This is a genomic window from Streptomyces sp. SID14436, assembly GCF_010548465.1.
Taxonomy (GTDB): Bacteria; Actinomycetota; Actinomycetes; order Streptomycetales; family Streptomycetaceae; genus Streptomyces.
Genome location: NZ_JAAGMD010000251.1, coordinates 1 through 4,979 on the forward strand (window position 1 = coordinate 1; position 4,979 = coordinate 4,979).

Genomic DNA, 4,979 nt, shown 5'->3' on the forward strand with positions numbered 1-4,979 from the left:
CCCGCAGCAGGGCGGCGAGGCCCGCCGCCCACACCGCCGCGACCACCGCCAGGCCCACCGGCCGGGTCAGCCCGGCGCACGCCGCCAGCAGACCCGCCGCCACCCAGCGGCCGGTCAGCACCGCGTACAGCGACCAGGCCGCCAGCGCCGTGAACAGGGACTCGCTGTAGGCCATCGACTGCACGATCCCGACCGGCAGCGCCGCCCACAGCAGCACCGCGCACACCCCGGCGCGCGGCCCGTACAGCCGTTCGGCCACCGCGAAGATGCCCCCGGCCGCCGCCAGCGAGGCCAGCACGCTCACCAGGAAACCGCCGTCGGCGTACGACAGCGGGGAGACCGCCGCCACCAGCCGCTCCAGCCACGGCAGCAGCGGGAAGAAGGCCAGGTTGGAGTGCACGTCCCCGTTGGGCAGGCGCACCTCGTAGCCGTAGCCCAGCTCGGCCACGCGGGTGTACCACAGCGCGTCCCAGCGGGCGGTCAGCAGCGTGTACGGGCTCGTTCCGCGCGCCGCGCTCCACAGGGCCAGCACCAGCAGGCCCAGGGCGCGGACGGCCGCGTAGCCGAGCAGCGCGGGGGCCGCCCGGCGCAGCAGGCCCGGGCGGGCCGGCCCGGCGCGCGTGTCGAGATCGTTCACCTGCCGATTATCGGCCGGGCACGGAACCGCACCGCGCCGCGGGGCGTGTGAGCAGCCGGGGAGAGTGGTGTACGCCACACGGATTCGCCGGATGTGTGAGAGACCCGCCACTCGATACCGGCTCGTCCTCGCGTACGCTGACGTGTCACTCGCCATTCGTTGCGCGGGCCGGGGACCTTCCGCTCCTCCCCGGCCGAGTCACGGGGGAGTCCCCCACCCCGTGTGCCCGCCGAACGCGAGGGAGCATCTGGGAGGTACGTACATGTCCGGGACGACCACGGCCGCCTCCGCGCTGCGCCGTCGGGCGACCGGGGCCGGTGCCAACCGCTGGGTGGTACTGGTCGTCCTCTGCGCCAGCCTGCTGCTCGTCGCCGTCGACGCCACCGTCCTGCACGTGGCGGTGCCCGCCGTCACCGAGGATCTCAGGCCCGGTGCGATGGAGCTGCTCTGGATCGTCGACGCCTACCCGCTGGTCTGCGCCTCGCTGCTGATCCTGTTCGGCACGCTGGGCGACCGCGTCGGGCGCAGACGCGTCCTCCTGCTCGGTTACACCCTGTTCGGGCTCGCCTCCGGCATGGCGGCCCTCGCCGACAACGGCGCGGTGCTCATCGCCGCCCGGGCGCTGCTCGGCGTCGGCGGCGCCATGATCATGCCGGCCACGCTGTCCATCCTGCGGCAGGTCTTCCCGGAGCGCCGCGAACGGGCGCTCGCCATCGGCATCTGGAGTGCCGTCGCCGCCGTGGGCGCGGCCGTCGGGCCGCTGCTCGGCGGCTTCCTGCTGGAGCACTTCTGGTGGGGCTCGGTCTTCCTGGTCAACATCCCGCTGATGCTGGTGAGCCTCCCGGTGGGACGCCTGCTGCTGCCCGAGTCGAAGGGCGACGGCAGCGGCCCCTGGGACCTGCTCGGCGCGCTGATGGCGGCCGGCGGACTGTTCGCCGTGGTGCTCGGCGTGAAGCGGCTCGGCGGCGCGGAGACCGCGGGCAGCGTGTGGACCCTGCTGCCGCTGCTGGCCGGCGGTGCCCTGCTGGCCGCCTTCGTGCGACGGCAGCGGCGCCGGACGCATCCGCTGGTCGACCTGCACATGTTCGCCCGTCCCGCGTTCAGCACGTCCGTGGGCTGCATCGTGCTGGCGATGCTCGCCCTGGTGGGGCTGCAGCTGATCGCCGCGCAGTACCTCCAGCTGGTGCTGGGACTGTCCCCGCTGGAGACCGGCCTCCGGCTGCTGCCGCTGACCTTCGCGGCGATGGGCGCGGGCCTCGCGGGCGCCAGGATGCTGCGCCGGTTCGGCCCGCGCCGCATGGTCAGCGCGGGCTTCTGCCTGACGGCCGCCGCGGTGGTGCTCCTGACGGCGATGGGCGGCCACGACAACTGGCCGCTGCTGCTGGCCGGCTTCGTCCTGCTCGGCTTCGGCCTGGAGACCACCCTGTTCGGGGCGTACGAGTCGATGCTGAGCGACGCGCCCGCGGACCGGGCCGGCGGGGCCGCCGCCATCGGCGAGACCTCCTACCAGCTCGGCGCGGGCATCGGCATCGCGCTGCTGGGCAGCGTCATGAACGCCGCCTACGCGCCCGGCCTGAGCGGCGTGCCCGGAGTGCCCGCCTCGGCGACCGCGGCGGCGAGCCACTCCCTGGGCGAGGCCTACGAGGTGGCCGCCCAGCTCGGCGGCCCCGCCGGGGTCGCCCTGCGGCAGGCGGCCCGCCACTCCTTCGTGCACGGACTGCACGTGACCCTGCTGGTGAGCGCGGGTCTGCTGCTGCTGGGCGCCGTGATGGCGCTCCGGCTGCCCCGGGTCATGAGCTGCGAGGCCGGTACGGAACGGCCCGTCGCGGCCGTCCCCGCGCCGGCCGCACCCGCCGGGGAGGGGCCCGCCCCCGACCTGCCCTCGCCCCGGGGGGCCACGGCCCCGCGGATCAACGAGCTGAAGGTCTGACCGGTGGGCGCCGGGCCGGGGTGGACGCGCGCGGAAGCGCGTCGTAACGTCGCCCCGGGCCGTGATCGCACGGCCGGCCGACCGTCCCCGGAGGATGTTCCCGTGTCCGCGTCCGCGAAGCTGCCGCCCTTCGACCCCGCCGACCCGCTCGGGCTCGACGACCTGCTGGAGCCGGAGGACCTCGCCGTCCGGGACACCGTGCGCGGCTGGGCCGCGGACCGGGTACTGCCGCACATCGCCGACTGGTACGAGAAGGGCGAGCTGCCGGGCATCCGGGAGCTGGCCCGCGAACTCGGCGGGATCGGCGCGCTGGGCATGTCCCTCGACGGGTACGGCTGCGCGGGCGCCAGTGCCGTCCAGTACGGGCTGGCCTGCCTGGAGCTGGAGGCGGCCGACTCCGGGATCCGTTCACTGGTGTCCGTGCAGGGCTCCCTCGCCATGTACGCCATCCACCGGTTCGGCAGCGAGGAGCAGAAGCAGCGATGGCTGCCGTCGATGGCCGCCGGTGAGGTCATCGGCTGCTTCGGCCTCACCGAACCCGACCACGGCTCCGACCCCGCCGCCATGCGCACCTACGCCAAGCGCGACGGCACCGACTGGCGGCTCACCGGGCGCAAGATGTGGATCACCAACGGTTCCGTGGCCGGGGTCGCCGTGGTGTGGGCGCAGACCGACGAGGGCATCCGCGGCTTCGCCGTGCCCACCGGCAGCGCCGGGTTCTCGGCCCCCGAGATCAAGCACAAGTGGTCGCTGCGCGCCTCCGTCACCAGCGAACTCGTCCTGGACGACGTGCGGCTGCCCGCCGACGCGGTGCTGCCCGGGGTGACCGGACTGCGCGGGCCGCTCAGCTGCCTCTCCCACGCCCGGTACGGGATCGTGTGGGGCGCCATGGGCGCGGCCCGCAGCTGCTTCGAGACGGCCGTCGACTACGCGAAGTCGCGGGAGCAGTTCGGCCGGCCCATCGGCGGATTCCAGCTGACCCAGGCCAAGCTGGCCGACATGGCGGTGGAACTGCACAAGGGGATTCTGCTCGCCCACCATCTGGGGCGGCGCATGGACGCCGGCCGGCTCCGTCCCGAGCAGGTCAGTTTCGGAAAGCTGAACAACGTCCGCGAGGCCATCGACATCTGCCGCACGGCCCGCACGATCCTCGGCGCCAACGGGATCTCGCTGGAGTACCCGGTGATGCGGCACGCGACGAACCTGGAATCGGTGCTCACCTACGAGGGCACCGTCGAGATGCACCAGCTCGTGCTGGGCAAGGCGCTCACCGGGCTCGACGCCTTCCGGTGAACCGGCGTCCGGTGCACCCGCGCGACGGCGGGGCCGGTGAGCGGCCCTGCCTCAGCTCTGGTTGTAGAAGCCGTCCGAACGGTGCGCGGCCGGCTCCCCGCTGACCACCTCGGTGTCGGCGGGGCTCAGCAGGAACACCCGGTTGGACACCCGCTCGATGGACCCGCGCAGACCGAAGATCAGCCCGGCGGCGAAGTCCACCACGCGCTTGGCGTCGGAGGCCTCCATGGCGGTGAGGTTCACGATGACGGGAACACCGTCGCGGAACAGCTCGCCGATGGCGCGGGCGTCCCGGAAGCTGTCCGGGGTGACCGTGCCGATACGGCGGCCCTTCTCCTCGGCCACGTCGGCTGCCACCTTGACCCGCGGATCGGTGACCCAGGCGTCCCCGGAGTCGTTTCCGTCGGAGTAGTCGTCGTCGTAGTAACGCTCGTCTTCGTTGTCGTCGACGAGGCCGAGCCAGGCACTCGCCTTGCGTACCGATCCCATGGACGCCTCCTCTCACAGCGGTCTTTCTTGCTTTCCGCATCCCTATGGTCATCCATGATGCGGATGGCGCGCCAAGTGGATAGACGCCGCGCGGGGGGTTTGTGACGGTACTGGTGCACAGCGAATCCGTCGAGAGTCCGTGTTTCCCAAGGGTCTTGGTGTAAACGGCTGCTGACTGTGAGTGAAATAATATTCTTCGCGGCGTACGGGTGATGAGCGGCGCGTACGGGTGAAAGGAGCGGCCGGTACGATGCCGCAGCCCGGCTCGTACGACTCACGGGGGAACGTCGTGTTCGGAATGGTCAGACCCTGCCGGCACCGGCTGGGGGAGAAGCTCACGGCCCAGTGGACTGCGCATTTGTGCGGACTCTGTCTCGCCCTGCGCAGGGACCACGGACAGCTCGCACGCGTCGTCACGAACTACGACGGCCTGCTCATATCGGTTCTGACGGAGGCTCAGTCGGAGCGCGCCGGCACGGGACGGCGCACGGCCGGCCCGTGCCCGCTGCGCGGCATGCGCACCGCGTCGGTCGCACACGGTGAGGGGGCCCGGCTCGCGGCGGCCGTCTCGCTGGTCCTCGCCTCGGCCAAGGTGCGCGACCATGTCGCCGACGGGGACGGGCTGCTGGC

Annotated in this window: 5 protein-coding genes; 3 read left to right on the top strand and 2 right to left on the bottom strand. The window is 72.8% G+C overall.

What is annotated here, in order from left to right; all coding sequences use genetic code 11:
• The coding region (locus G3I53_RS09135; RefSeq protein ID WP_343240582.1) for a glycosyltransferase family 39 protein at positions 1–637 on the bottom strand (637 nt) is incomplete at its 3' end.
• Positions 638–899: 262 nt separating this feature from the next.
• On the opposite strand from G3I53_RS09135, the gene G3I53_RS09140 reads away from it, so the two are divergent.
• Positions 900–2,567, top strand: coding sequence for an MFS transporter (locus tag G3I53_RS09140; RefSeq protein WP_164342682.1), 1,668 nt, complete (start codon positions 900–902; stop codon positions 2,565–2,567).
• A 102-nt stretch (positions 2,568–2,669) separates the two neighbouring features.
• Positions 2,670–3,860, top strand: coding sequence for an acyl-CoA dehydrogenase family protein (locus G3I53_RS09145; RefSeq protein WP_164334597.1), 1,191 nt, complete (start codon positions 2,670–2,672; stop codon positions 3,858–3,860).
• 51 nt (positions 3,861–3,911) lie between these two features.
• Here the strand turns inward: G3I53_RS09145 and G3I53_RS09150 are convergent, their stop codons facing one another.
• The gene (locus G3I53_RS09150) at positions 3,912–4,349 is read right to left on the bottom strand and encodes a cell division protein SepF (RefSeq protein ID WP_164334598.1); all 438 of its coding nucleotides are present in this window, start codon (positions 4,347–4,349) and stop codon (positions 3,912–3,914) included.
• A gap of 289 nt (positions 4,350–4,638) precedes the next feature.
• On the opposite strand from G3I53_RS09150, the gene G3I53_RS09155 reads away from it, so the two are divergent.
• The coding region (locus tag G3I53_RS09155; RefSeq protein ID WP_343240583.1) for a DUF5685 family protein at positions 4,639–4,979 on the top strand (341 nt) is incomplete at its 3' end.